Raw genomic sequence first — 23911 nt, forward strand, 5'->3', positions numbered from 1 at the left:
TCCAACTGGCCACTCAGCCTTGTGGTTGCTTCCCCTGCGCGATGGCGTCACGGATCTCCTTGTCGGACATGCCGGTGATGATCCGTTCGACTTCCGCGACGTTGGTGTTCTTCGGATCGATATCGTCGGCAACCACCTTGCCGCGGCGCATGACGACGATGCGGTCGACCACCTGGAAGACGTGGTGGATGTTGTGGGCGATGAAGATGCAGGAATGGCCCGAATCGCGGGCGCTGCGCACGAAGCTCAGCACACCTTGCGTCTCGGCGACGCCGAGATTGTTGGTCGGCTCATCGAGGATGATGAGGTCGCTGTCGAAATGCATGGCGCGCGCGATCGCCACGGCCTGCCGCTCGCCGCCGGAGAGCGAGCCGATCGGTGTGGTCGGCGGGATGTTCTTCGAGATGCCGACCTGCTTGAGCAGGTTCCGGGCGACCACGTTCATCGCCTCCTGGTCCATACGGTTGAGGAAACGCGGCGGCTTGATCGGCTCGCGCCCGAGGAACAGGTTGCGCGCGATCGACAATTGCGTGACCAGTGCGGAGTCCTGGTAGATCGTCTCGATGCCGTGGGCGATGGCGTCGCTTGTGCTGCGCAAGGCCACCTTCTTGCCGCGGATGAAGATGTCGCCGCTGGTCAGCGGGACCGCACCCGATAAGACCTTGATCAGCGTCGACTTGCCGGCGCCATTGTCGCCGAGCAGACCGACGATCTCCCTTTCGTTGACATGGAAATTGGCGTCCACCAGCGCTTGCACGCGCCCGTAAGACTTGCGGATGTTTTCCATGCGGACAAGCGGCTCAGTCATGGTTCAAGTTCCCGCCTGATGCCGGCGTTCCAGCCATGAGTGGAGCGCCATCATGCCGAGGATGATCGCGCCGATGAAGATGTTGTAGGCAAGCCCAGGCACGCCGATCAGCACGATGCCGTTGCGCATCACGCGCAGGATCAGGATGCCGAGCACAGTACCGATGATGGTGCCGCGTCCGCCGGTCAGCGCCGTGCCGCCGATCACCACCATGGCGATGACTTCGAGCTCGTAGCCGGTGCCGCTGTTCGGGTTGGCGGCCGAAGTGCGCAGCGAGCTGATGACGCCGGCAAGCGAAGCCATGATCGACGACAGGATGAACAGGCCGATCTTGACACCGCTGACATTGACGCCGCGCGCCCTTGCCGCATTGGGGTTGCCGCCGGCCGCCTGGATCCAGTTGCCGGTCCGGCTCTGCGTCAGCACGTAGCCAAGTGCGATCGCGGCTGCGATGAACCAGAACAGCGACATGTAGATGCGGAACGGCCCGATGAAGAAATCGCCGACCAGCGCCTCGGCGAGCCAGCTGCCTTCGGCGCTCCAGGTCCGCTGCGGAAATCCGCTGGTGACGAACAGAGCGGTGCCGCGCACCACCAGCAGCATGCCGAGCGTCACCAGGAAGGACGGTATCTTGAGTTGCGTCACGAACCAGCCATTGACCAGCCCGATGAAGGCGGCAACCAGCAAGGCCACGACGAAGCCGGCCTCCAGCGAGGTGAGGCCGCTGTTGAAGAGCGTCCACATCAAGACGGGCGAGAAGCCGAACAGCGATCCGACCGAAAGGTCGAATTCGCCTGAAGTCATCAACAGCGTCATCGCCAGCGCGATCAGGCCGAGCTCGACCGTGAAGGCGAGTATGTTGCTGATGTTCTGCGGCGACAGGAAATCGTGGTTGAACCCCCAGAACACCGCGAGCTCGACGACAAGCAGCACGAAGGGCCCGAATTCCGGCCTGGCGATCGAGCGTTGGATGATGGAACTGTTTTCCACGTTGGACCCGCGACATGGTTGGAACTGGCCAACCCCGGCGCCGCATGAGGCGGTTCGAGGCTCGGCAGGATGATGGGGATGATCGTGGCAGGCGTGCCGCGATCATCCCGATCGCGGTTTTATTTTCCGGACAGGATGTCGTCGTAGACCTGTGCGGAGTCCTTTTCGTAGAGCGCGCCGGTGATCACGTCGAAGCCGGGCGGAATGCCGCTCGCGGCCATGTTGGCGATCGAAAGCGCCACATAGCTGGTCGCCTGCGGATCCTGCCACTGCGCGGCATTGACGTAGCCGGTCAGCACCTCCTGGGTGGTGTCGAGCGAGTTGCCCCAGCCGACGACCGGGATCTCACCCGGCTTGATGCCGGCCTGGTCGAACACCCGCTTGATCGAGCCGGTCACCAGGTCGCCGAGTCCAATGATCGCCTTGACCTTGGCCCTGTTGGCGGTGAGATAATCGACCATGCGGTTGATTGCTTCGGCCTGGTCGAGCGTGGCTTCGGTGATTTCATAGGTGATGCCGAGCGGCTCGAAGACGCTCTTGATGCCCTCTTCTTCCTGGACGCCGTAGGTGGCGCCGGGGATTTCAACCGGCATCCAGACAAAATCGCCCTTCTTCACCAGGCCCTTGTCGACCAGATACTGAGCCCAGTTCTTGCCGAAGGTGACGTTGTCGCCGCCGACATAGGCGTTGAAGTCCGCCTTCGGATCGGGCGTGTTGAAGTTGATGATCGGGATGTTTGCCGCTCGTGCCTCCTTGACGAGCTCGATAAGGCTGCCCGGGTCGGGGCTGGTGGTGGTGATACCGTCGGCCTTCGCCGCGATGGCGGCGCGAACAGCCTCTTGCTGGGACGACACGTCGCCATTGTGGAACGAGGTGTTGACGGTATTGCCGGTGTCCGTCGCCCATTGCTTGGCGCCGGCGAGGAAGTAGGTCCAGACCGGGTCGGCCGGGCCGCCATGCGAAATCCAGTAGAAGGTCTTGGCCTGTGCCGCCGCCGGAATCGCCAGCGCCACGATCAAGCCGAATACAAATAGTCGTAGCCTCGTCAGCATTTGATTTCCTCCCATTTTGAAAACGTCCTTCAGCTCCGGCGACGATCACGGCAAGCCCTGACCGTATTCTTGCCAGCGGCGATCTGGATGCATCAGAGCATCCGGTTTTTCGATCAATGGCAAGCCTCCATTTGCCAGTGGTAGTTGGCGCACGACGACGCGCCATCAGCCATCCCATCAGATCGCATCAGTTTGGCTGATATCTTTTGCGGCAAGCGGCACTCGCGCCGAAGACGAGGCGCAGGCGGGACGGAAGCTAGATGAGGTCGGCCCTGGCAAGGTCGCGCAAGAGATGGCTGGCGCCGTAGGTCCAGTGGGGACAGTCGGGCGACAGCCGTACCCGGTTGATCAGGGCGCCGAATTTCTCCGAGGAGATGGTGACGATGTCGCCGACCTTGTGCGTGAAGCCCTTGCCCTTTTCGCCGCGATCCTTTGACGGCACGAACATGGTGCCGAGATAGAGCGCCATCCCGTCGGGGTACTGGTGATGCGGACCCATGGCGGCGGCGACCAGCTCTTCGGGCGAGCGGCTGATCTCGGCCATCGAGCTGGCGCCTTCCAGCGAGAAACCGTCCTCGCCCTCGACCTTCAGCCGCACGATGGCCTGCTTCACGTCACCAATGGAAAAATTATCGTCGAACAGCCGGATGAACGGGCCGAGCGCGGCCGAGGCGTTGTTGTCCTTGGCCTTGCCGAGCAACAGCGCCGAGCGCCCTTCGACGTCGCGCAGATTGACGTCGTTGCCGAGCGTGGCGCCGACGATCTTGCCGCTGCTGGCGGCGATCATGGCGATCTCCGGCTCCGGATTGTTCCAGGTGGAGACCGGATGCAGGCCGACATCGGCGCCGAAGCCGACCGACGCCATCGGCTGGCATTTGGTGAAGATTTCGGCGTCGGGGCCGATGCCCACTTCCAGATATTGCGACCAGGCGCCGCGCTGGATCAGCTTGGCCTTGATCTCCATCGCCTCCGGCGAGCCTGGCTTGAGCTTCGACAGATCGTGGCCGATCAGCCCGGCAATGTCGGCGCGAATGGCGTCCGCCTTCTCGGCCGAGCCGCGCGCCTGCTCCTCGATGACCCGTTCGAGCAGACTGACGACGAAGGTGACGCCCGATGCCTTGATCGCCTGCAGGTCGACCGGAGAGAGCAGGTACGGTTTTTGCGGATCGCGCGCGGCCTGGAAACTGTTGGCGGCGATCGCATCGAGCGATCCGATCGGTTCGCCCGCGGCGGCGTGGACGTAGCCTGCCGGGTCCGGCATCTCGCAGACGTCGCGCACGGTTGGTGCCATGCTCGAGGTGATGTCGAAGACCGTGCCGCCGCGCACTGTGACCACCAGCGGATGCGACGCTTCGCTTGTCCGGACGCGGCCGAAGAAGAGTCCCTCGTCAGGCAGGATAGTAGTGTTCGTCATGGCTTGCGGTCCTCGGCTTGTCTTGTTCTGCTGCGACGGTCGTCGCCGCCGGACCAATGGTTCATAAAGAGCCTGGCCAGCGGCGACGGCACTTTCAACAAAATCCTGCCAAAGGTCTATCCCGTTCCTCGCGGTCGAGCCCTGCGCTGCATTTCGCATCGGCGGACGCCATCCTCTTCAATCCGCTGATGCCGAGATCAAACGCTCTTTCAAAATCGTGAAATCGTCACTAGGATTTTCATTTGACGAAGTACATTCAGGTGACCCTTGCCCCTACCGTTTTCCGATCCGATCTGGCAGAAGCCGCCGGCGGCCCCTGCGTTCCGGTCGCTTCTTCCCGGCGGCCAGTGTGCCGATGTCGTCATTGTGGGTGGCGGGATTCTCGGTCTGTCGACAGCCTTGCATGCAGCCCGGTTCGGCCTTGCCGTGCAGGTGCTGGAAGCCGGCGAAATCGGCCAGGGCGCATCGGGCCTGAATGGCGGTCAGGTCATCCCCGGCCTGAAATATGATCCGGAATGGCTGCTGGAGCATTTTGGCTCCGAACGCGGCGAGATCCTCGTCAATTTTGCCGCCTCGACAGCGGACGCCGTCTTCGAATTGATCCGCGACGAGAACCTGCCAGTGCCGTTCGTCCGCAATGGCTGGATCCAGGCAGCGCACACCGAGACGGCGCTGGAGGCGGCGGCGAACAGGGACCGGCAGTGGCGGAACCGTGGCGCCGATGTCCGGCTTCTGAGCCAGACCGAGATCGCCGCGTTGACTGGCGCTCAGGGCTATCTCGGTGGCTGGCTCGACCGCCGGGCCGGCGTGATTGATCCACTTGCCTACACGTCGGAACTGGCACGGATCGCCTCGGCCGCGGGCGTGAAGATCGCCGAACACCAGAAGGTGATGCGCCTCGATCACAACGCCGGCATTTGGCGCATCTCGACGGAGGGCGGCGCCGAATTGCAGGCCAAAGCGGTCATTCTGGCGACAAACGCCTATACCGGTGACCTGCTCCCCGGTCTCGCCGAGACGATCGTTCCGCTGCACTCCTTCCAGATCGCGACAGCACCGCTGCCACCCGATCTGGCGGCCGGGATTCTGCCGGAAGGGCAAGCCGTATCGGACTCACGTCGCATCCTCGTTTATTACCGCAAGAGTGCCGACGGGCGGCTGGTGCTCGGCGGGCGCGGCCGAATGGCGCTGCCGACCAGCGAAAGTGATTGGGCGCATCTCGAGCGCGCGCTGCTCCGGCTGTATCCGGCGCTATCCGGAGTCGCAATCGAAAAGCGCTGGTTTGGCCGGGTGGCGATGACGCCGGATCACCTCCCGCATATACACGAGCCCGAGCAGGGCCTGATGGCCGTGGTCGGCTGCCAGGGCCGTGGCGTCGGCCTGATGACCGCGCTTGGCGAGCGCATTGCTGGCTATCTGGCGAGCGGCGACGCCAGGCAATTGCCGTTCCCGGTCTCGCCGATGCGGCCGATCCCATTCCACGTCTTTCGGCAAGTCGGCGTCGCCGCGACGATCGCTTGGTATCGTATGCTGGATGCATTCGAGCGCTGATTTTATGCCGATGCAGGAATCAGCTTGACAGTTTCACGATTCTGAAAAATTCTTAAGTGATTTCAAATTTCGATGGGCAACCCCGATGTCGACCATCGTTTCAAGGCAGCCGCTGCCGGAGTCCCGGTCCTCGACGGGTTTCCGGTTGGCCATGCTGCTGCCGGGCGGGCTGGTCACCTTCTTCCTGATCCTGTTTGCCCTCGGCCTCGTGGTTTTCCTCGCCCTTCGCGGCAATGACGGTTCGCTGCTGGGCGACGGCTTCACTTTTGCGAATTTCATCACCGTGGCATCCGACCCGCTGTACTGGTCGGTAACGCTGCGCTCGCTGGCCATTGCCGGCCTGGTGACGCTGGCGACGGTCGTCACCGCCTATCCCGTCGCCTACTACCTGGCCTTCCATGCCGGACGGCGGCGCGGGCTGCTGCTGTTTCTGGTGACGCTGCCGTTCTGGACCAGCTATCTCTTGCGCGTCTTCGCCTGGAAGATCGTGCTTGCCTACAATGGCGTGCTGAACTCGGCGCTCGTCGAAAGCGGCATCTGGTCCGAACCGACACTGGGGTTTCTCAACACGCCGGCCGCCGTCGTCGTCACGCTGGCTCACGCCTATGCGCCGTTCGCCATCCTGCCTATCTATGTGGCGCTGGACACGATCCCGAAATCGCTGCTCGAAGCTGCTTCCGATCTCGGCGCCAGACCGTTCACCAGCTTTCGCCGCGTCGTGCTGCCGAATTCGATGCCGGGGGTGCTGGCGGCGGCTCTCGTCGTCTTCGTGCCGACGGTCGGCGATTATGTCACCCCTGCGCTGGTCGGCGGCCCTGCCAGCACCATGATCGGCTCGCTGATCCAGGCCCAGTTCGGCAAGGCAAATGACTGGCCGTTCGGCGCAGCACTCGCCGTTGCCGTCATGCTGGTCATCCTTGCCGTGGTGCTTGTCGTGCGTTCCGCCGACCGCAGGTTTGGCAGCCGCACATGAGCGCCGCGCGCATAGACGCAAAGCAAGGTGGCCGCTGGCTCGGCGCCTACGTGCTTGTCTATCTGGTATTCCTCTATTTGCCGATCTCGCTGATCCCGCTGTTTTCCTTCAACGATTCGATCCAGGCGGCGTTTCCGCTGCAAGGCTTCACGTTTGAATGGTACACGACGCTGTCCGGCAATTCGGCGCTGTCCGGCGCGCTTGCCAACAGCCTCGTCATCGGTGCAATTGCCGCCACCGGTGCCACGCTCTGCGGCATCACCGTGTCCTACATGGATCTCTTCGGCCGTTCGCCGCTTGCGTTCACGATCAGCGCTATCGCGCGGCTGCCGATCCTGATCCCCGGCGTCATCGTCGGCATCTCGTTGCTGATCCTGGTCAACCTCATTGGCTTCGGACCGTCACGCACGGCCATCGTGCTCGGCCACATATTGGTGGCGCTGCCGACGACGGTGGTGATCATGAAAAGCCGCTTCGCCGCTATACCCAAGACCATCCACGAGGCGGCACTCGATCTCGGCGCCTCCGACTGGACGACATTCAGGCGGGTCATGCTGCCGCTCAGCCTGCCCGCCATTGTATCAGCGTTCATGCTGGCCTTCCTGACCTCATTCGACGAGTTCATCGTCGCCTTCTTCCTCGCCGGCACCGAACCGACCTTGCCGCTTTATATCTGGAGCCAGCTGCGTTTCCCGAAATCGCTGCCCACCGTCATGGCACTGGGCACGGCCATCCTGGCCGTGTCCTTCGTCATCGCGGCAACTGCCGAAATCCTGCGCCATCGCGGGCTCGCCGCCGCTCAGCGGCCAGTGCCCGCCAACCTGTCCAAACCAGAAGAAACCGAAAGAGGAGAACTGCAATGGCATTCGACCTGAAATCGATAAATCGCAAGACAGTCCAAGCCGGATTGGCAGCCTTCGCGCTGGCGCTTTCGTCGACCGTCGCGCTTGCGGCCGACAAGCTGCAATATTTCACCTGGTCGGGCTACGAACTTCCCGACTTCAACAAGAGCTTCCTCGCCGCACACCCCGATGGTGTCGAGGCCTCGATGTTCGGCGACGACGATGACGCCTTCACCAAGGTCAAGGCCGGTTTCCGTCCTGACGTCGCGCATCCCTGCTACGACAAGGTGGCGCGCTGGAACAAGGAAGGCCTGCTGCAGCCAATCGACACCAAGCGCATCAAGAACTGGGATTCGATCTTTCCGGTTTTCAAGAACCTGCCCGACCTGCAGGCCGGCGACGGCAAAGTCTGGATGGTGCCGTGGGACTGGGGCAACACCTCGATCCTTTACCGCACCGATCTGGTGAAGAACCCGGAGCCGAGCTGGAACCTTTTGTGGGACAAGCAATATGCCGGGCGCATGGCGACGATCGATGCCGTCCACGACACGCCGGTGGTGGCGGCGCTTCTCGCCGGTGTCAATCCGTTCGACATGACGCCGGAACAGATGGAAAAGGTGGCTGAAAAACTGCGCGAGCAGCGCCCGCTGCTCTCCAACTACACCACCGACATGACCTCGGTCGAACAGGCGCTGGCGAGTGGCCAGTTGGTCGCCGCCATGACCTGGAACGCGTCGGCCACCTCGCTGAAGAAGCAGGGCGTGCCGGTCGAGTTCATGAAGCCTAGGGAAGGCATGCTGACCTGGTCGTGCGGCTTCGTCATGCTCAAGGACGCCAAGAATGTCGACCTCGCCTATGATTTCATCAACAGCCGGCTGGAGACGGATTCGGGAAAATACCTGATTCAGACCTATGGTTACGGCAGCTCAAACAGCTCGGCCTTCGCCGCGGTGCCGAAGGAGGAACTGGAAAAGCTGCAACTGCCGTCCGATCCGGAAGTGATGCTGAAGACTACCGTCTTCACCGGGCCGATGAAACAGAATGACGAACTCGCCAAGATGTTCGAGAAGGTCAAGGCAGGCGGCTGAGTTCGCTCTTCCTTCTCCCACAGGGGGAGAAGGGAAAGTGCTGGCGAACGAGGAAGTATGCATGGATATACTGGACCAACCGGCTGAAAAGCCGAAAGACGACGCCGATGTGCGGGTCGGCCGGCGCGTGCGGGCGCTTAGACTGGAACGCAGTCTTTCGCTGGCCGAGCTCGCCGCCAGGGCCGGCGTTTCGATCGGGGCGCTCAGCCAGATCGAGCGCGGCTTGTCCTCGCTTCGCGTCAAGGTGATCTGGCCGCTCGCCGCCGCTCTCGACATTGAGCCGTCGGCGCTGATTGCTGACGGCAACGATGCCGTCAGCGATCTCTATTGCGTGCGCGCCAACAGTCGGCGCCAGATCCCGGTGAAGTCGGAAGGCATCGCCAAGGCGCTGCTGTCGCCGCCCGCCGCTACGCTCACCGGCATGCTGGTGACGGTAGAAGCCGGTGGCGGCACCGTCGAAGCCTACGCCCATCCCGGCCACGAATTCGGTTTCGTCCTGTCGGGCGAGGTCGAACTCGTGATCGATTCAACCAACTACGGGCTGAAGACCGGCGACAGCTTCGCCTTCAAGAGCACCTTGCTGCATGCCTTCCGCAATCCGGGCGCCGAGCGCTGCCAGATCCTCTGGGTCAACACGACCAAGCCGTCCGAGGTTCGCGATGGCGCCTGATCCTCTCGTCCGGCTGGAGGCGGTGTCGAAGATTTTCCCCGGCGGCATGGTCGGACTCGATGCCCTCGATCTCAACATTGCCCGCGGCGAGTTCCTGACCTTGCTCGGCCCATCTGGCTGCGGCAAGACCACTAGCCTGCGGGTGATCGCAGGATTCGAAAGCCCGTCGAGCGGACGGGTGCTGCTCGACGGCCGTGACATTACTTCGCTGCGGCCGTTCGACCGTCCCGTCAACACCGTGTTCCAGGACTATGCGCTGTTTCCGCACATGGACGTCGCCGAAAACGTCGGCTTCGGCCTGTCGCTGCGCAAGCTGTCCGGGGCAGAACAGGCAAAGCGCGTCGGCGAAGCGCTCGACATGGTTGGCCTTGCCGAGAAGCTCGGCGCCCGCGTATCCGAATTGTCGGGCGGCCAGCGTCAGCGCGTCGCGCTTGCCCGTGCGATTGTCTGCGAACCACGTGTGCTGCTGCTCGACGAGCCGCTGTCGGCGCTCGATGCGCATCTGCGCGAACAGATGCAGGTCGAATTGAAGCGGCTGCAGTCGCGGCTCGGCACCACTTTCGTCATGGTCACCCACGACCAGACCGAGGCGCTGTCGATCTCCGACCGTATCGTCGTCATGAACAAGGGCCGCATCGAGCAGATCGCGCCGCCGGCCACGCTCTACGACCGGCCCGCCACCAAATTCGTCGCCAGTTTCATCGGCACGATGAACCTGCTGCAGTCGCGCTTTGTCGGCCGTGACGGCGATCGGTTGCGTTTCGCCGCCGGCGCCCTGCCACTCGAAGCCACGTCGGAAACCGGCGAAGTGCCGGGAGAAGGCGCGGTGCGAACCATCGGAGTGCGTCCGGAGGATCTTTTGGCGGCGACCGAAGCAGCGACGGGCACCGCGCCGGTGCGGGTGAGCAGCATCGTCTTTCACGGCCGCACCTTGCGCCTGCACGCCGAATTGGGGCAGGGGATACCAGTGGTGATCGATGCGCCACGCCGGGCGGAAGGTTTTCAATTCAGCGTCGGCGATGTGGCGCATATCAGCCTGCGCCGCGGCGCTAACTGCCCTATGCTGCCCATCTGACCTATCCTTCCAGAAAACCGGAGCACCACCCATGAGCAATCACTTGAACTTCTTCATCGACGGCAAATGGGTCGCGCCGGTGGTGCCGGCGACGCTGGAGGTGATCGATCCGTCCACCGAAGAGGCCTACACCAAAATCTCCGTCGGCTCGAAGGCCGATGTGGATCGCGCCGTGGCGGCGGCAAAGGGGGCCTTTCCGGCCTTTTCGCAAACCAGCAAGGCCGAGCGCCTGAAGCTGCTGAAGCGCATCCTCGAAGTCTACAACGAGCGCTACGAGGACATCGCCCAGGCTGTCAGCCAGGAGATGGGCGCGCCGATCACCTGGGCGCGCGAGGCGCAGGCCTGGGCGGGCAGGGCGCATATGGAAGCCACTATTCATGCGCTGGAGGATTACGAATTCAGCGAGAAGCGCGGCGCCACCATGGTGGTCAAGGAGCCGATCGGCGTCTGCGCGCTGATCACACCGTGGAACTGGCCGCTTAACCAGATCGTCTGCAAGGTGGCGCCGGCGATCGCCGCCGGCTGCACGGTCGTGCTGAAGCCTTCCGAGATCGCGCCGATCAGCGGCATCGTCTTTTCGGAAGTGATGGAAGCGGCCGGCACGCCGAAGGGGGTCTACAACATGGTCAACGGCACCGGTCCGGATGTCGGACAGGTCATGGCCGGACATCCCGATGTCGACATGGTTTCCTTCACCGGCTCGACCCGGGCCGGCATCATCGTCGCCAAGACGGCGGCCGAGACGGTCAAGCGCGTGGCGCAGGAACTCGGCGGCAAATCGCCCAACATCGTGCTTGCCGATGCCGACTTCGAGAAGGCCGTGCGCAAGGGCGTCAATGCCTGTTTCGGCAATAGCGGCCAGTCCTGCGATGCGCCGACGCGCATGCTGGTGCCGGCCGCCCGCCACGATGAGGCGCTGGGGATCGCCAAGAAGGCGGCCGAGGCGCACAAGGTCGGCGATCCGCGCTCGGAAGACACCAAGCTCGGGCCGGTGGTCTCCAATATCCAGTTCGACAAGATCCAGCGGCTGATCGAGGCCGGCATCGCCGAGGGTGCAACGCTGGTCACCGGCGGTCCCGGCCGGCCGGAGCATCTTAATCGCGGTTATTACGTGCGGCCGACCGTCTTCGGCCACGTCACGCCGGGAATGACCATCGAGCGGGAAGAAATCTTTGGGCCGGTGCTTTCGGTCATCTCCTATGATGACGACGATGACGCGGTGAAGATCGCCAACGACACCGTTTATGGCCTCGCCGCCTACGTGCAGTCAGGGGATATCGACCACGCGCGCAAAGTCGCCGGCCGCCTGCGCGCCGGACAGGTCTCGATCAACTATCCGGAGTGGGACACCTTCGCGCCGTTCGGCGGCTACAAGCAATCCGGCAACGGCCGCGAATATGCCGATTGGGCGATCCACGATTTCCTCGAGATCAAGGGCATCATCGGCTACGGCGCTTAGCCCATGACACCGAACAGCGCCCGCGCCTAAGAAGCACGCGCGCTGTAACGGGCTAACCGAGCTATTCGGCGGCTTCGCGGACAGGGATCAGGCGCCGCTCGACCTGCTGGAGATGCAGGCGCATCGCTGCCGCCGCGCCGCCGAGGTCACGCTCGGCGATCGCCTCGACGATCCGTTCATGGTCGGCGAAGCTGTGATGGTCTGCCGGAGGGCGGGCGCCTTCTGAACGGAGACGTCCCCAGACCACAGTGCGGCGCACGGCGTTCAGCACGTCGAACAGGCCGAGCAGCACATTGTTGCGGCTCGCCTGCGCAATCTGCCGGTGGAGCAGATTGTCGACATTCTCATATTGCCGCCACGTGACGGCCTCCCGCGTCTGCACCAGCGATTGCCGCATCGCGGCGATATCCGAAAGCGTGGCGTGCAGCGCCGCTTCGCGCGCAATCTCCGGCTCGAGGATGAGGCGCGCGCGCATCACGTCGGCCGGATTGGTGCGCCCGGCGATTTCCGAAATGCCGATCGTCTCCTCGACCGGCCCGCTGCCGACGAAGGTGCCCCTGCCGACGTGACGCCAGATGCGGCCGTCCTTCTCGAGCACCGCCAGCGCCTTGCGCAGATCGCCGCGCGAGACGCCGAGGCTCTCCGACAGTTCCCGCTCGGCAGGCAGCCGCGTCTCACCGGCATGATCCATCTGGGCAAGATAGGCCTGCAGCTGAACCAGGGCGGCGTGGCCGCCATTACCGGGATCGTCCATCAATTTAACCAATCCGCATATGATTTCCCTTTGTCGGTGTTAAAACGATTAGCTCAAACCGTCAACTGCCGAGTTTTCTGGGCACACCCGTTCGATACGGTGCAGTTTCTCCTTGACCAATCCGTCCCATAGTCTTAACCAATCAAGGAAATGGTTACAAAAAACGGGAGGAATGACAATGGCCGGCGTGTCCAGACGTACCATCCTTGCCACCGCTTTCGCCGCGGTCCTGGCATGTGCAGCGCCCTTGTCGGCCGCAAATGCGGGCGACATGCGCATCGCATTCGGCGACCTTCCAGGCATCGAATCCATCCAGACGCTCGCCGCGATAGAGCGCGCCAAGGAACGCGGCGTGAATGTCGAGCTCATTGTTCTCAATGACGAGGATCTGGCTGCCCAAGCCATTGTCGGCGGCCAGGCCGATGTCGGCATCGGCGCGCCCTATACCTTGATCCAGAAGGTGGGCGTGCCGATCCGCATTTTCGCGCAGATATCGACGCTGCGCTTCTTTCCCGTCGTCAACAGCGAATTCTACAAGGAATGGAAGGATCTCGACGGGCAGGAGGTCGCCGTCCAGGCGCGCGGCTCCGGCACCGAGGCGGTCATGCTGCTGATGGCGAAAAACCACGGCATCAAGCTCGGCAACATCAGCTATGTCCCGGGTTCCGAGGTTCGCCGCAATGCGCTGCTCCAGGGGACCATCAAGGCGTCGATCGTCGATGCCGCCAACAGGCGCGCGCTCGAGGCCGAAGCCCCCGGCAAGTTCATCGTCTTGCCGGTCGAGGATCTCGGCGCCTCGGACGAAGCGCTTTTCGCGACCGCGGACTATCTGAAGAACAACGCCGCCGACGTCGACATCCTGGTCGAGGAATTGATGAAGACCGCGCGCGAGATCACCGCGAGCCCGGCGGTCGCCGTCGAGCTTCGCAACAAATACAAACTGCTGCCGGATCTCGGCGCTGAAGCCGACAGCGAAATCACCGAATACTACAAGGAAACCGCGGAAGCCGGCAGTCTTGCGCTGAACGGCGGCGGAGCCGATGCGGCCAAGGACGACTTTGCCTTCTTCAGCCTTGCCGGCCAGATCGAAGGCGATCCCGCCAGCCTCAAGGTCGAGGACTTCTGGGACGTCTCCGCAATCGACCGCGCCGTCGCCAAGCTCGGCAAGAAATAGGCGGCCTGCCGGATGGCCGCAAGCATCAGAACCGACGGCGAGGCTGCCGGCCTCGCTCCTCTTTCCAATCGCAGTGCAACGGGCGCATCGTGGGACCAGCCGGTCCTGCTCAGGCTGGTGTCGATCGCCCTGTTCGCGGGAATCTGGGAGGTGGCCGGGCGTATTCCCGTCAGCTTCGCTTTCCCGACCTTTTCCGACACGGTCGTCGCGTTCTTCGGACTGCTCGCCGACGGCAGCCTGGCAACCGCCTACCTTTCGACGCTGCAGCCGCTGGTGCTTGGCGTTGTCCTGTCGGCGTTCCTGGGTGTCGGCCTCGGCACGATCTGTGGCCTGTGGCGCACCGGCGAATGGCTGGTGATCCCTGTGTTCATCGTGCTTCAGGCAGCACCGGTCGCCGCCTTCATTCCGATGGTCACCTTTGTCTACGGAATAGGCATGACCGCCAAGACGCTTGCCGTCATGATCCTGGCGCTACCGGTCATCGTGCTCAACACCTACAAGGCCGTGCGCAACGTCAACGAGTCGCTGCTCGTCATGTGCCGATCGTTCCTGGGCACCCGCTGGCAGACCGTCGCCAAGATCATCCTTCCAGACGCCAGCCCGGTGATTTTTGCCGGCTTGCGCCTTGGAGTCGCTGCCGGCTTCGTCGGCGTGGTGCTCGCCGAACTGCTGATCACCCCGACCGGCATCGGCGACCTCATCACCTTCCACCGCTCGCGCGCCGATTACGCCGAGATGTACGCAACAATCGCCTCGATCATTGCGCTTTCCACCCTGACGCTCGTCTTTCTGCAGTGGGTGGAAGTCCGCGTTTTCAGGCCCGAGAGCAGAGGTGCTTAAGATGGGCGCGACCGCATTGCGAAATGGACCGTCGCCGGTTCCCGCACCGATCGATTCAATCGTGGAAGTGAGGGGAATCTCCAAGACCTACGGCAATGTCGAGGCGCTGCGCAGCATCGATCTCGACTTTCCCAGGGGCAAGCTGACCAGCCTTCTCGGACCCAGCGGTTGCGGAAAGACGACGCTGCTGAAGATCATAGCGGGGCTGATACGGGCCGATGGCGGCACCGTCGCGATCAACGGCAAGCACGTCACCGCACCCGGCCCCGAACGCGCTTTCGTGTTCCAGGACTTTGCGCTGATGCCGTGGGCGACGGTGACACGCAACGTGGCCTTCGGGCTGGAGTTGCGCGGCACCAACAAGGCCGAGCGCGAGGAGATCGCCCGACGCTACATCGCCGAGGTGGGGCTCGCCGGCTTCGAGGACAAATATCCGCATCAGCTGTCGGGCGGCATGCGCCAGCGTGTCGGCCTGGCGCGGGCCTTGTCGGTCGATGCCGACGTCCTGCTGCTCGATGAACCGTTTTCAGCGGTCGACGAGCAGAACCGGCGGAAGTTCCAGGAAGACCTGATCCGGCTGCGCACCAACCAGAACAAGACCTTCATCTTCGTGACCCACTCGATCGAGGAAGCGGTCTACATCTCTGACCGCATCGTCTTGCTGTCACCGAGACCTGGCCGGGTTTCGCAGATCATCGAACCGGAAATCGATCGCTCCGGCGACCCCGAGCGCATCCATCGCGACAGGCACTATCTCGATACTGTCGAGGAGATCTGGCAGGGGCTGAAGCAGTATGTGGAGTGACCGGCCGTGACCTTGTTTGGCTACCGTGTGCCCATGATGGCGTCCCTGCTGGTCTGGTGCGTCGTATGGGAAATCGTCGGCCGGCTCGACCTTGTCTTTCTGCTGCCGCCGGTTAGCGACGTGCTGGTTGCAGCGGTCAGCCTGGTGCAGACGCCGTCCTGGCAGAGCGCGACAGTCACGACCCTTCGCGCCTTCGCGACGGGCATGGCCCTGTCGATCGTTGTCGGCGTGCCATTGGGTATCCTGATGGGACGCGTCAAGATCGCCGACGACCTGCTCGGCATGTGGGTCAACATCTTTTCAAGCGCGCCGCTCTCGGCGATCGTCCCGGTGCTGATGATCCTGTTCGGCTTCGGCGAGAAGACGATCGTTGCGGCGGTGTTCCTGTTTGCGATCTGGATCATCGTTCTCGACACCCGTGCCGGGGTCCGCCATATCTCGCCGTCGCTGATCGAGATGGCGCGTTCCTATGGCGCCTCGCGCCCGGCGCTCTATAGCAAGATCATCCTTTGGGCGGCACTTCCGGAAATCCTTGCCGGCATTCGCCTCGGCCTCATCCGCGGCGTCAAGGGCGTCGTCATCGGCCAGTTGCTCGTCGCCATCGTCGGCTACGGTGCGCTATTCGAAACCTTCTCGCGAAATTTCCGCATGGCCGAATTCTGGGCCTTGACCATCATCCTTTTTGCCTTCGCCCTGCTGATCGCCGAACTGATCGAACGGGCCGAAGCCAAAGTCGAATATTACGCAGGAGCAAGACAGTGAACATGCACGGCACGACTTCAAGCTACGTCATCGAACCGAGCGCAATCCCGAGCATCCCGGTGGCGGGAACCGACAAGATGTTTCCGGTGCACCGGGTCTATTGCGTCGGGCGGAACTATGCCGCGCATGCCGTCGAGATGGGACACGACCCCGACAAGGAGCCGCCATTCTTCTTCCAGAAGAACCCCGACAACCTCGATGCGACAGGAGAATTTCCGTACCCTCCGGCCTCCAACGATGTCCATCACGAGATCGAAATGGTCGTGGCGCTGAAAAGCGGCGGTACCGATATCCCGGTCGAAAAGGCTCTGGACTGCGTGTTCGGTTATGGCGTAGGTCTCGATATGACGCGGCGCGACCTGCAAGGGAAGGCGAAGGACATGGGCCGTCCATGGGAGGTCGGCAAGGCTTTCGAGGCATCGGCGCCATGCACGCCACTGGTTCCGGCAAGCTCGACCGGCCATCCCAGCCAGGGCGCGATCTGGCTGGATGTCAATGGCCAGCGAAAGCAGACCGGCGACCTCAACCAGATGATTTGGAAGGTTCCGGAAATGATCAGCTATCTCTCAGGTCTGTTCACGCTGATGCCGGGGGACATCATTCTTTCCGGCACGCCGGCGGGCGTCGGCGCGGTCGTTCGCGGTGACGTTCTTCGCGGTCATATCGATGGCGTCGGCGACCTAGAGGTTCGCGTTGTCTGAAGCGGCCTCGATCATTGAACGGCTTGCCGCCGGAGCCGACGATGCGCCGGCGATTTCGGCACCCGACCGGATCACGCTCACGCATGGCGGACTGCGCCAGCTGATCTCCGAGACGGCAGCGCAATTGCATGCACTGGGCCTCGGCCGTGGCGATCGGGTGGCCATCGTGCTGCCGAACGGGCCGGAGATGGCGACGGCCTTTGTCGCGGTGGCGGCGGCGGCGTCGACTGCGCCGCTCAACCCGGCCTACCGGGCCGACGAGCTCGATTTTTATCTCTCCGACATCGGCGCCAGGGCGATCCTCGTTGCCGAAGACGAAAGCGGCCCGGCGGTGACCGTGGCCGAGCGCCTCGGCATAGCGGTGCTCAGGCTCACAGCACTGCGTGACGCGCCAGCCGGCAGTTTTGAGATCAAGGGCAAACCGGTTGGTCCGTCTGTTTCGCCCGGCCTGGCTGAGGACGGCGACATCGCGCTGTTGCTGCACACGTCCGGCACCACGTCACGACCCAAGCTGGTGCCGCTCAGCCACGCCAATCTCGCCGCTTCGGCCGCCCATATCGGCGCGACGCTCGGTCTGACATCAGGCGATCGCTGCCTCAACATCATGCCGCTGTTCCACATTCATGGGCTGATCGCGGCGGTGCTGTCCTCGCTCGCCGCCGGCGGCAGCGTCTTCTGCACGCCGGGCTTCAACGCGCTGCGCTTCTTCCATTGGCTGAGCGAGGCGCGGCCGAGCTGGTACACGGCGGTGCCGACCATGCATCAGGCGATACTGCCGCGCGCAACGCGCAATGCCGATGCATTGGCGGCGGCGCCCTTACGCTTCATCCGCTCGTCCTCGGCATCGCTGCCACCGCAGGTGATGGCCGAGCTTGAATCGACCTTCGGCTGCCCGGTGATCGAATCCTACGGCATGACCGAGGCCGCGCACCAGATGGCTTCGAACCGGCTGCCGCCGGGCCTGCGCAAGCCGGGCAGCGTCGGCGCCGCGGCCGGACCGGAGGTGGCGGTGATGGCGCCGGACGGGCGATTGCTGCAGCCTGGTGACACCGGCGAGATCGTCATTCGCGGGCCTAGTGTCACCGCCGGCTACGAGAACAATCCGGACGCCAATGCCACGGCTTTTGCGCATGGCTGGTTTCATACCGGCGACCAGGGCGTGCTCGACGACGACTTCTATCTGCGCGTCACCGGCCGGCTCAAGGAGATCATCAACCGCGGCGGCGAGAAGATCTCGCCGCTCGAGGTCGACGACGTGCTGATGGACCATCCGGCGGTGGCGCAGGTCGTCACCTTCGCCACGCCGCACGACAAGCTCGGCGAGGAGGTCGCGGCTGCGATCGTGCTGCGCGAGGGCATGGCCGCCACAGAAGCCGAAATCCGCAGCTTTGCCGCGACACGGCTTGCCGACTTCAAGGTGCCGCGCATTGTCCTGATCCTGGACGAAATCCCGAAGGGCGCGACCGGAAAGCTGCAGCGCATCGGCCTCGCGACCAAGCTCGGTCTTGCCAAACCTGGGCTGGGATAATGCGGATCAGCATTTTTGGCGCTGGCGCGATCGGCGGCTATCTCGCGGCCAAACTTGCCATGGCCCGCCGCGTCGATCTGTCGATCGTGGCGCGCGGCGCGCATCTCGACGCGATCAGGACGAACGGGCTTCGCCTGATCGAAGACGGTCATGAATCCGTCGCCTCGGTCAGGGCCGCCGCGCAGGCGCAGGAGCTGGGCGTCCAGGATTACGTCGTGCTGGCGCTCAAGGCCCATTCGGTTGCGTCAGCGCTCGACCAGATCGCGCCGCTGCTGGGCGAGGGAACGGCCGTCGTGACCATGCAGAATGGCGTGCCGTGGTGGTATTTCCATAGGATCGGCGGGCCGCTCGAAGGCACACGGTTGCAAGCGGTGGATCCCGGCGGGGTGATCTGGGACCGGCTTGGGCCGGATCGCGTCATTGGCTCGGTCGTCTATCCCGCGGCAGAGGTGGATGCGCCCGGCCTGGTCCGCCATATCGAGGGAAAGCGGTTCTCGCTTGGCGAGCCCTCGGGCGAGAAGAGCGAGCGTGTCACGCGGCTTGCCGAGGAGATGGTTGCGGCGGGGCTGCAGGCACCGGTTCGTGACGACATTCGCGGCGAGATCTGGGTGAAGCTGTGGGGCAATCTCTCCTTCAACCCGATTTCCGCGCTGACCGGCAGCACGCTTGCGGCAATCGCTGCCGACGAGGCAACCCGCACGCTTGCCCGCACCATGATGCTGGAGGCGCAGGCGATCGGCGAAAGCCTCGGCGTTCGTTTCCCGATCTCGGTCGACCGCCGCATCAAGGGTGCTGGCGACGTCGGCGAGCACAAGACCTCGATGCTGCAGGATCTGGAGCGTAGCCGGCCGATGGAGATCGATGCGCTGGTGACGGCGGTCCAGGAACTCGGCCGGCTGACCGGTCAGCCGACACCGACCATCGACAGCGTGCTGGCGCTGGTGCGCCGCCTCGCCATCGAGCGCGGCTGCTATCTGGTAGGAGACATTTTTATCAGCGCTCGCCTTAAGGAGATGGGCGGAACGCCCTTGTGAAGAAAAAAGCTTCACAGCCTTTTTGTCAAAGGAAACGAAGACTTCCCCGCCCAACCGGCTACCATCATAGGCAATCACACCATCAGCAAAATCACCACCAGCATCAAGGACCGATAGGCCGGCTTCAACTGCGGGCCGATTGACCACGACATTTTCCGTGTTCAGCAGGGCACGGATCGCGGCGGAAATGTCTTCACGGGCAGTCTTGTATTGGCGCGCCAAGACCCACGTGAATTCACAAAGGGAACTGTAAGCTTACAGCCACGATATCCGCACTTGCCAGCAGCTCGACAGCAGCACTCGCCTGTTTTGCATCGTCAGCCACATAGGCGCGGAGCAGAACATTCGTATCAGCCGTCATCTTCATTCCTTGCCGGCCCCGGCGGCCGCACCAGCCTCGGCGATTGCCTCATCGATTTCCTCAATAGTGAGGACTTGGCCATTCGTCTTCCCTTTCAAGAAGCCATGGAGGTCCCGAAACGATCCCTTCGGCTGCGATGCCCTTAGCTCTGCCCGGCCATCCGGCAGCAAATCCAGTTCGATTTTATCTCCCGGCTTGATGCCGAGGTGTTGCAGCACTTCTTTCCGAAAAGTGACCTGCCCCCGCGCCGTTACGGTCAGTGTCGTCATGGCAGAATCTCCTGATTGGCAGGAAACGTAATGCAAAAGCGCATTACATACGAGCACCGGCCTTCCCCGGCCGACTCGATCTCCATTTGACTCTCCAGTTTGTTCCTGTTTTGTTTCACGCCTTCGTCGCATCAAAAGTGCTTTAAGGGCACGCGATATTCATCCTGACATAGGTTGTCAGCTATCGAGCGGACCGCCAGTGGCAGGTTAGCAAACGGTTCCCTACTTGGAACGCGTCTGAACAGGAGGAACACGCATGACTACCGCGGAAATGGCCAAGGAATTCACAGAGCTGCTCAAGCAAGGTCAGAACGAAGCTGCTGCTGAGAAGTACAATGCCGATGACATCGTCAGTTACGAAGCGATGGAAGGGCCGATGGCGGTCTGCAATGGCAAGGAGGCCGTGAAGCAGAAGGGCCAGTGGTGGGAGGAGAACAACGAAGTTCATGGCGGCTCGGTCGAGGGCCCATATGTCAACGGCGACCAGTTCGCAGTGCGCTTCAAGTTTGACATAACGCCCAAGGCTACAGGCGAGCGTGTCAGCATGGATGAGGTTGGTCTGTACACGGTCAAGAACGGCAAAATTGCCGAAGAGCGCTTCTATTATTGAGGCTGAAACCGGATTTCGTAAGCTCTGTCACTCGCTGCATCGTTGGTATCAGGCATGGCGGCCAGGGCGATGCCCCTGGCCGCCATGTGATCAAGCTCAAATCCCCTTCACATATGGTCGCTGGCAATGTTTGAACGGTGGTTTACGGTGCGCCAGATTCGATGAGCGACCAGCCCGAGGGCCAAAATATTGACGATCACCATGTACGGCATCACCAATTGCGACACGATCAAGAAGGCGCGTGCCTGGCTGGAAAGCCATGACGTCGCCTATCGTTTTCACGACTACCGGGTCGAGGGGCTGGAGGCGGACCGGCTGGACAGCTGGTCCGGCAAGGTCGGCTGGGAAATCCTGCTCAACAAGGCGAGCACGACGTTTCGCGAACTGTCGGACACGGACAGGCTGAGCCTCGACGAGAGGAAGGCCAAGGCGCTGATGCTGGCCAAACCGACGATGATCAAGCGGCCGGTCCTCGATCTTGGCGATCGTATCCTCGTCGGCTTCAAGCCTGATGTCTATCAGCAGGCGTTGGGAGGGTTGAAGTAGTCGGACGGACGCTTTTCACGCTCCAGTTCGCCAGGCGAATTGGGTCGCGGAAAAGACCTTGGCCTGCCTGGCCGAGAGCGCGTCCCACGCTGCGCGGCAGCTGGGGTCCGGCTCGATTGTCTCGGCGATGCTTGTCATCGCATCCGCAGCCTCGGCAAAACCCTCGAACCATCCGATGCCGACCGCAGCGCTGATCGCGGCGCCGAGCGAGGAGGCTTCGGCATTGTGACCCTTATGGATCGCGATCCCGGTCGCGTCCGCAATCATCTTTGTCCAAAGCCTGCTGTTGGCGCCGCCGCCGATCGCCACCATTTGCGCCGGCGAAAGACCATGGCTGCGCATCTCTTCGAGAGCCCGGGCGGTTTGCAGCGTCATTGCCTCTAGCCCCGCACGATAAAAATGACCGAGTGTGTGTGAGGGGTGCATGCCGATGAAGCTGGCGCGTGCGCTCGGATCCCAGTGCGGGTCCATGCAGCCGACCAGGGTGGTGCCGGCGAGAAGTCCATCCGAGCCGATCGGCACGGCCGCCGCTTCCCTTTCGAGGCGGTCGAAGATCGCCGGATCGGAGCGCCCGCCGGCAAACATGTCGACGAACCAGTTGACGAAATAGACACCCGCCCGCTGCACGGCCTCGAGGAAATAGCCATCGCCGGTTGGCGAGGTCATGGTGCGCCAGAAGGCGCCGACCACCGGTTCCCGCGACCAGATTCCCGCGATGATCGCGGTGCCGAGATTGAGATAGACGACGCCGTCGCGCATGGCATTGACGCCGAGCCCGGCGCATTGCCCATCGCCGCCGGCGGCAATCACCGGCGTTCCTTCCGAAAGGCCGGTTGCGGCTGCGGCTGCGGCATGAACGGTCCCGACTCGCGTGCCGGACCGCACCGCATCGGGAAGTTGCGACGGCTTGATGCCGAGATGATCGAGGATCGGCTGCGACCATGCCTTGCGCGAGATGTCGAAGAGACCGAACGGATCGGCGCTCGTCCAACTCGCACTTGGCGTTCCCGTCAGTTTCAGCGTCAGATAGCCATGCACGTCGAGGATTTTCTTCGCCTTGTCCAACCGTTCCGGTTCGTTCTCGCGCAGCCATTTCAGGCGGTAGACGACCGGCGTCACGTCGATCGGCTTGCCGGTGATCGCGTGCAGCCGCTCACGACCGATCTCCGCCGCAAAACGGTCGACCAGCCCGGCGGCGCGTTCGTCAAGCCACAGGCTGGCGGGTCCGATCGGCTCGCCGGCGCCGTCGATGAGGGCTACGGTCTCGCGCTGGTTTGAGATCGCGATCCCGGCGATGCGTGTCGCGTCGACCGTGCCGACAAGCTGTCGCAGCGCCAGCGTTGCGGCCCGCCACCAGTCGGTGACCTCCTGCTCGACATAGTCCGGCCTCGGCTTCATCAGCTCGAGCGGCGCGCGGCCTTCCGCCACGGCTCGTCCGTCCCGGCTCCAGGCAATCGCCTTGCAGGATTGCGTGGAACTGTCGAGGCCGACGACAAGAGGTCCGTCGCTGCTGCCCATGATTGTCCTCCCGAGACGATGAGTTCCACCGGTGCTGGTTAGTCCAAGTGCCGGTTATTCCAAGAGACTGTTCGCGGTGGCCATGTCGGTGACAAAATGTGTCGCATATCCGCCGCCGAGCCCGGCCCTGATCGCCGCCATCTTGCGGGCGCCGCCGGCGGCGCAGATGCGGACCGGCACCGCTTTCAGCTCGTCGAGCGTGATGCCGACGGTGCGTCCGTCGAGCGGCGTTGCGAAAGGCGCTCCTCGACCGTCGATGAACCGCCCGATGATGACCCCGAGCGCGCCCTGCTCGATCATGCCGGCAAGCGCGGCGGCATCCGATATCCCGGCTCGGGCATAGGTGCTCTCCGGCCCGATATCGCCGATCCCGAAGATGACTTTGCCGGCGGCATGGATCATGCGGAACTGGTTGACGAGCATCGGCTCCTGCATGAGTTGGTCGTGCAGTTCGTCGGTGGAGACGATCGCCGGGGCAAGCAGGTTTATGCAGCGGGCGCCGAGCCGATTGGCCATCAGCGAGGTGCAGAATTCCGGCGAGAAATCGCTGGTGCCGATCGAGCTTCCCGACAGCTGGACGACGGTGAGGTTCCGGTCATGCCGTAGTCGTGGGATCGAGCGGGCGGCAGCGAGCACCGTTTTTCCCCAGGCAACGCCGATCGTGTCACCCGGATCGACCATCGACGCCAGCAACCGTCCTGCCGCTTCGCCGATGCGGCGGTCGGCGTCGTTGGGATCGAGGTCGGGGATGACCGCCGCGCCGCGAAGGCCGTATTTTTCCATGAGACGCCGCGAGGTCAAGGTGCGGGCAAAAGCGTCGTGGTCGACCTGCACGGCGACAAGTCCGCTTTCGCGAGCCTCCTGCAGGTAATGCACCACGCTCGCCCTGGAGACGTTCATGACCTTGGCGACATCGCTCTGGTTGAGCTGGTCGACATAGTACAGCCAGGCAGCCCACGCCACCGCGCTGTCGAATTCGGGCGGCAGTGCCGAGAGCCCGGATGGTCGAACCACGTCGATGTCGGCATTGGCATTCATGTCCCTTTTTCCGCAGGTTTGCAGAACGAAGTCAAGCGTCGCGGGCAAA

Annotated in this window: 24 protein-coding genes and 1 pseudogene; 16 read left to right on the plus strand and 9 right to left on the minus strand. The window is 63.1% G+C overall.

Going from position 1 to position 23911, the window contains the following annotated elements; all coding sequences use genetic code 11:
- Positions 1 to 13: 13 nt before the first annotated feature.
- The 4 genes from AC0L15_RS08690 to AC0L15_RS08705 all read right to left on the minus strand — a co-directional run bounded on the left by AC0L15_RS08690 (position 14) and on the right by AC0L15_RS08705 (position 4264).
- Positions 14 to 808 carry an ATP-binding cassette domain-containing protein gene (locus AC0L15_RS08690; protein ID WP_473496238.1) on the minus strand — a complete coding sequence of 265 codons (795 nt, stop codon included), beginning with the start codon at positions 806 to 808 and terminating at the stop codon, positions 14 to 16.
- 3 nt (positions 809 to 811) lie between these two features.
- Positions 812 to 1798 (minus strand): ABC transporter permease, encoded by a 987-nt coding sequence (locus AC0L15_RS08695; RefSeq protein WP_027152255.1) that lies wholly within the window; start codon positions 1796 to 1798, stop codon positions 812 to 814.
- Between the two features lie 119 nt (positions 1799 to 1917).
- A complete protein-coding gene (locus AC0L15_RS08700) occupies positions 1918 to 2850 on the minus strand; it encodes a substrate-binding domain-containing protein (RefSeq protein ID WP_473496239.1) in 933 nt (310 codons plus the stop codon).
- 256 nt (positions 2851 to 3106) lie between these two features.
- A complete protein-coding gene (locus AC0L15_RS08705; protein ID WP_473496240.1) occupies positions 3107 to 4264 on the minus strand; it encodes a fumarylacetoacetate hydrolase family protein in 1158 nt (385 codons plus the stop codon).
- A gap of 267 nt (positions 4265 to 4531) precedes the next feature.
- Between AC0L15_RS08705 and AC0L15_RS08710 the strand changes: the two genes are divergently transcribed.
- From AC0L15_RS08710 to AC0L15_RS08740, 7 genes are all read left to right on the plus strand, one after another.
- Positions 4532 to 5815 (plus strand): NAD(P)/FAD-dependent oxidoreductase, encoded by a 1284-nt coding sequence (locus AC0L15_RS08710; protein WP_473496241.1) that lies wholly within the window; start codon positions 4532 to 4534, stop codon positions 5813 to 5815.
- A gap of 85 nt (positions 5816 to 5900) precedes the next feature.
- Positions 5901 to 6788, plus strand: coding sequence for an ABC transporter permease (locus tag AC0L15_RS08715; RefSeq protein ID WP_473496242.1), 888 nt, complete (start codon positions 5901 to 5903; stop codon positions 6786 to 6788).
- Complete coding sequence (locus AC0L15_RS08720; protein ID WP_473496243.1) at positions 6785 to 7663, plus strand: ABC transporter permease; 879 nt, start codon at positions 6785 to 6787, stop codon at positions 7661 to 7663. The genes AC0L15_RS08715 and AC0L15_RS08720 overlap by 4 nt, the downstream gene beginning before the upstream one ends.
- Positions 7648 to 8718 carry an ABC transporter substrate-binding protein gene (locus AC0L15_RS08725; RefSeq protein WP_027152260.1) on the plus strand — a complete coding sequence of 357 codons (1071 nt, stop codon included), beginning with the start codon at positions 7648 to 7650 and terminating at the stop codon, positions 8716 to 8718. The genes AC0L15_RS08720 and AC0L15_RS08725 overlap by 16 nt, the downstream gene beginning before the upstream one ends.
- A gap of 61 nt (positions 8719 to 8779) precedes the next feature.
- Entirely contained in the window at positions 8780 to 9388 is a 609-nt protein-coding gene (locus AC0L15_RS08730; RefSeq protein WP_473496244.1) for a cupin domain-containing protein, read from the plus strand.
- On the plus strand, positions 9378 to 10463 hold the full coding sequence (locus AC0L15_RS08735) for an ABC transporter ATP-binding protein (protein WP_473496245.1): 1086 nt from the start codon (positions 9378 to 9380) through the stop codon (positions 10461 to 10463). The genes AC0L15_RS08730 and AC0L15_RS08735 overlap by 11 nt, the downstream gene beginning before the upstream one ends.
- A gap of 31 nt (positions 10464 to 10494) precedes the next feature.
- Positions 10495 to 11922 (plus strand): aldehyde dehydrogenase family protein, encoded by a 1428-nt coding sequence (locus AC0L15_RS08740; RefSeq protein ID WP_473496246.1) that lies wholly within the window; start codon positions 10495 to 10497, stop codon positions 11920 to 11922.
- Between the two features lie 61 nt (positions 11923 to 11983).
- Here AC0L15_RS08740 and AC0L15_RS08745 read toward each other — a convergent pair whose 3' ends face one another.
- Complete coding sequence (locus AC0L15_RS08745; RefSeq protein WP_023799437.1) at positions 11984 to 12676, minus strand: FadR/GntR family transcriptional regulator; 693 nt, start codon at positions 12674 to 12676, stop codon at positions 11984 to 11986.
- A gap of 178 nt (positions 12677 to 12854) precedes the next feature.
- Here AC0L15_RS08745 and AC0L15_RS08750 point away from each other — a divergent pair, with 178 nt between their 5' ends.
- From AC0L15_RS08750 to AC0L15_RS08780, 7 genes are read left to right on the plus strand one after another with little or no spacing between them, the layout of a single operon-like run.
- Positions 12855 to 13850, plus strand: coding sequence for an ABC transporter substrate-binding protein (locus AC0L15_RS08750; protein WP_027152265.1), 996 nt, complete (start codon positions 12855 to 12857; stop codon positions 13848 to 13850).
- Between the two features lie 12 nt (positions 13851 to 13862).
- A complete protein-coding gene (locus AC0L15_RS08755) occupies positions 13863 to 14690 on the plus strand; it encodes an ABC transporter permease (protein ID WP_287072837.1) in 828 nt (275 codons plus the stop codon).
- 1 nt (position 14691) lies between these two features.
- Positions 14692 to 15495 carry an ABC transporter ATP-binding protein gene (locus tag AC0L15_RS08760; RefSeq protein ID WP_287217885.1) on the plus strand — a complete coding sequence of 268 codons (804 nt, stop codon included), beginning with the start codon at positions 14692 to 14694 and terminating at the stop codon, positions 15493 to 15495.
- A 6-nt stretch (positions 15496 to 15501) separates the two neighbouring features.
- Positions 15502 to 16257 carry an ABC transporter permease gene (locus AC0L15_RS08765; protein WP_287217882.1) on the plus strand — a complete coding sequence of 252 codons (756 nt, stop codon included), beginning with the start codon at positions 15502 to 15504 and terminating at the stop codon, positions 16255 to 16257.
- A gap of 2 nt (positions 16258 to 16259) precedes the next feature.
- Positions 16260 to 16958 carry a fumarylacetoacetate hydrolase family protein gene (locus tag AC0L15_RS08770; protein WP_287218265.1) on the plus strand — a complete coding sequence of 233 codons (699 nt, stop codon included), beginning with the start codon at positions 16260 to 16262 and terminating at the stop codon, positions 16956 to 16958.
- On the plus strand, positions 16951 to 18486 hold the full coding sequence (locus tag AC0L15_RS08775; RefSeq protein WP_287217880.1) for an acyl--CoA ligase: 1536 nt from the start codon (positions 16951 to 16953) through the stop codon (positions 18484 to 18486). The genes AC0L15_RS08770 and AC0L15_RS08775 overlap by 8 nt, the downstream gene beginning before the upstream one ends.
- Complete coding sequence (locus AC0L15_RS08780; protein ID WP_287245203.1) at positions 18486 to 19520, plus strand: 2-dehydropantoate 2-reductase; 1035 nt, start codon at positions 18486 to 18488, stop codon at positions 19518 to 19520. Before AC0L15_RS08775 ends, AC0L15_RS08780 begins: the two co-directional genes overlap by 1 nt.
- On the opposite strand, the pseudogene AC0L15_RS08785 reads toward AC0L15_RS08780, so the two are convergent.
- Both AC0L15_RS08785 and AC0L15_RS08790 read right to left on the minus strand, forming a co-directional pair.
- A pseudogene (locus AC0L15_RS08785) lies at positions 19494 to 19887 on the minus strand (type II toxin-antitoxin system VapC family toxin); the annotation flags it as partial. The gene AC0L15_RS08780 and the pseudogene AC0L15_RS08785 overlap by 27 nt on opposite strands.
- Positions 19884 to 20150, minus strand: a complete 267-nt coding sequence (locus AC0L15_RS08790; protein WP_236369901.1) for an AbrB/MazE/SpoVT family DNA-binding domain-containing protein — start codon at positions 20148 to 20150, stop codon at positions 19884 to 19886. The gene AC0L15_RS08790 and the pseudogene AC0L15_RS08785, both read right to left, overlap by 4 nt.
- A gap of 256 nt (positions 20151 to 20406) precedes the next feature.
- Between AC0L15_RS08790 and AC0L15_RS08795 the strand changes: the two genes are divergently transcribed.
- Together AC0L15_RS08795 and AC0L15_RS08800 are read left to right on the plus strand one after the other, a co-directional pair.
- Positions 20407 to 20760, plus strand: coding sequence for a nuclear transport factor 2 family protein (locus tag AC0L15_RS08795; RefSeq protein WP_027152272.1), 354 nt, complete (start codon positions 20407 to 20409; stop codon positions 20758 to 20760).
- A gap of 189 nt (positions 20761 to 20949) precedes the next feature.
- Positions 20950 to 21306, plus strand: coding sequence for an ArsC family reductase (locus tag AC0L15_RS08800; protein ID WP_287213778.1), 357 nt, complete (start codon positions 20950 to 20952; stop codon positions 21304 to 21306).
- A gap of 15 nt (positions 21307 to 21321) precedes the next feature.
- On the opposite strand, the gene AC0L15_RS08805 is transcribed toward AC0L15_RS08800, so the two are convergent.
- Both AC0L15_RS08805 and AC0L15_RS08810 read right to left on the minus strand, forming a co-directional pair.
- A complete protein-coding gene (locus AC0L15_RS08805; protein ID WP_287245198.1) occupies positions 21322 to 22824 on the minus strand; it encodes a xylulokinase in 1503 nt (500 codons plus the stop codon).
- Between the two features lie 54 nt (positions 22825 to 22878).
- Entirely contained in the window at positions 22879 to 23862 is a 984-nt protein-coding gene (locus tag AC0L15_RS08810; RefSeq protein WP_287245196.1) for a sugar-binding transcriptional regulator, read from the minus strand.
- Positions 23863 to 23911: the final 49 nt, after the last annotated feature.

The sequence above is a fragment of the Mesorhizobium sp. WSM4846 genome (genome assembly GCF_055811415.1).

What these genes read in the sequence shown, in the direction of transcription:
- AC0L15_RS08690 (WP_473496238.1), bottom strand. Translation starts at nt 808, where the DNA reads ATGACTGAGCCGCTTGTCCGCATGGAAAACATCCGCAAGTCTTACGGG.
- AC0L15_RS08700 (WP_473496239.1), bottom strand. Translation starts at nt 2,850, where the DNA reads ATGCTGACGAGGCTACGACTATTTGTATTCGGCTTGATCGTGGCGCTG.
- AC0L15_RS08705 (WP_473496240.1), bottom strand. Translation starts at nt 4,264, where the DNA reads ATGACGAACACTACTATCCTGCCTGACGAGGGACTCTTCTTCGGCCGC.
- AC0L15_RS08715 (WP_473496242.1), top strand. Translation starts at nt 5,901, where the DNA reads ATGTCGACCATCGTTTCAAGGCAGCCGCTGCCGGAGTCCCGGTCCTCG.
- AC0L15_RS08720 (WP_473496243.1), top strand. Translation starts at nt 6,785, where the DNA reads ATGAGCGCCGCGCGCATAGACGCAAAGCAAGGTGGCCGCTGGCTCGGC.
- AC0L15_RS08725 (WP_027152260.1), top strand. Translation starts at nt 7,648, where the DNA reads ATGGCATTCGACCTGAAATCGATAAATCGCAAGACAGTCCAAGCCGGA.
- AC0L15_RS08730 (WP_473496244.1), top strand. Translation starts at nt 8,780, where the DNA reads ATGGATATACTGGACCAACCGGCTGAAAAGCCGAAAGACGACGCCGAT.
- AC0L15_RS08735 (WP_473496245.1), top strand. Translation starts at nt 9,378, where the DNA reads ATGGCGCCTGATCCTCTCGTCCGGCTGGAGGCGGTGTCGAAGATTTTC.
- AC0L15_RS08740 (WP_473496246.1), top strand. Translation starts at nt 10,495, where the DNA reads ATGAGCAATCACTTGAACTTCTTCATCGACGGCAAATGGGTCGCGCCG.
- AC0L15_RS08745 (WP_023799437.1), bottom strand. Translation starts at nt 12,676, where the DNA reads ATGGACGATCCCGGTAATGGCGGCCACGCCGCCCTGGTTCAGCTGCAG.
- AC0L15_RS08750 (WP_027152265.1), top strand. Translation starts at nt 12,855, where the DNA reads ATGGCCGGCGTGTCCAGACGTACCATCCTTGCCACCGCTTTCGCCGCG.
- AC0L15_RS08755 (WP_287072837.1), top strand. Translation starts at nt 13,863, where the DNA reads ATGGCCGCAAGCATCAGAACCGACGGCGAGGCTGCCGGCCTCGCTCCT.
- AC0L15_RS08760 (WP_287217885.1), top strand. Translation starts at nt 14,692, where the DNA reads ATGGGCGCGACCGCATTGCGAAATGGACCGTCGCCGGTTCCCGCACCG.
- AC0L15_RS08770 (WP_287218265.1), top strand. Translation starts at nt 16,260, where the DNA reads ATGCACGGCACGACTTCAAGCTACGTCATCGAACCGAGCGCAATCCCG.
- AC0L15_RS08780 (WP_287245203.1), top strand. Translation starts at nt 18,486, where the DNA reads ATGCGGATCAGCATTTTTGGCGCTGGCGCGATCGGCGGCTATCTCGCG.
- AC0L15_RS08790 (WP_236369901.1), bottom strand. Translation starts at nt 20,150, where the DNA reads ATGACGACACTGACCGTAACGGCGCGGGGGCAGGTCACTTTTCGGAAA.
- AC0L15_RS08795 (WP_027152272.1), top strand. Translation starts at nt 20,407, where the DNA reads ATGACTACCGCGGAAATGGCCAAGGAATTCACAGAGCTGCTCAAGCAA.
- AC0L15_RS08805 (WP_287245198.1), bottom strand. Translation starts at nt 22,824, where the DNA reads ATGGGCAGCAGCGACGGACCTCTTGTCGTCGGCCTCGACAGTTCCACG.
- AC0L15_RS08810 (WP_287245196.1), bottom strand. Translation starts at nt 23,862, where the DNA reads ATGAATGCCAATGCCGACATCGACGTGGTTCGACCATCCGGGCTCTCG.